The organism is Halococcus thailandensis JCM 13552, from assembly GCF_000336715.1.
GTDB classification, from domain to species: domain Archaea; phylum Halobacteriota; class Halobacteria; order Halobacteriales; family Halococcaceae; genus Halococcus; species Halococcus thailandensis.
In genome coordinates this window covers 1-1053 of record NZ_AOMF01000127.1, presented here as the reverse complement: position 1 = coordinate 1053, position 1053 = coordinate 1, and the positions used below count along the sequence as shown (strand labels likewise).

General features: G+C 53.0%; 1 protein-coding gene. It reads left to right on the top strand.

The genetic code is table 11. From position 1 onward, the window contains the following. Window positions 1-726: 726 nt before the first annotated feature. Window positions 727-1053: hypothetical protein (locus C451_RS05715; protein ID WP_007738674.1), on the top strand; the 327-nt coding region annotated here is incomplete at its 3' end.

Sequence of the window (1053 nt, the reverse complement as noted above, 5' to 3'; positions counted from 1 at the left end):
CCATTCTCCCGTAGCTCATCGAGTACGGCGATAGCTTTCCAGTCTAAATCCTGCTTCAACTGTGCGAGGTCAACCATACAGAAACCGTCTATCTGAGCGTGCATAATTCTTGCCCGGTCCGATTATAGCCTCCGGCTGCGGACAGTACAATTGTGCTATCAAATTATGCATACAGACACATTTGATCGGTTAGATCGTCCGAAGAATATCTGCTGACAATAATCTTGTATAGTTATTTGATAATGAGATTGGAACGAATACCTAGGGGGGCGGAGCGGTCGCGAGAATTGGTGGCCCTACAAAGAAAGTAGTGGGATTCAGTCGCCAGTTGGCTCTGAGGCTGAAGCAATCTGGGGATCCAGTTTGGTCTGTGCGCGCACCGCGAACTGGGGGGGAGATTGAGTGAAGCAGCTACACGAGGCGAGGGTCCGGGTCCTCGACGAGCCGAACCGAGATTGAGGGTCAGGCGAAGTGAGACAGACTGGGGTCCGGCTTTTCTGAGCCAGCAGTTTGTGATTCCAGAATCAGTCACGTGCCACTCAGTGGCTTCTGCGATGGGAAGAACGCTGTAAAGCAGGAGATGAGGACGATACCAGCCGGCGGCGCGCCTAGCTGTATCTACTACAACCCTACACGATGTTTTATATGCGGTCCGCTGGATGCTGGAGATATGACTGCCCGACGTGTGAACGGCGGCGAGGAGAATNGGTCACGGAACCCGACCACATGGAATACCAGGATACCACTTCAGATAAAACTGAGGAACTGAGCGGGGAGCTAGACGACAAACCGACCACGTTTGTTCAACCGATCCCCCACGGTAGCGGAATCACCATTCACCATGACCAGCTTTCCGTCTATGACCAGCTCCGAGAAATCTGGTGGGATCTCATCGGCGAAGCCGGTGAGACGGCCGAAATTACCTCATATACGCCGCAATTCGCGGATGAACCCTATCCCTTCCAGTTCCGCTCAAAACGATGGAAAGCCGGCACAGGCGAAGACGACGAATACACCCCGTTTCACGAGTATCTGATTTACGCTCGACGCGAT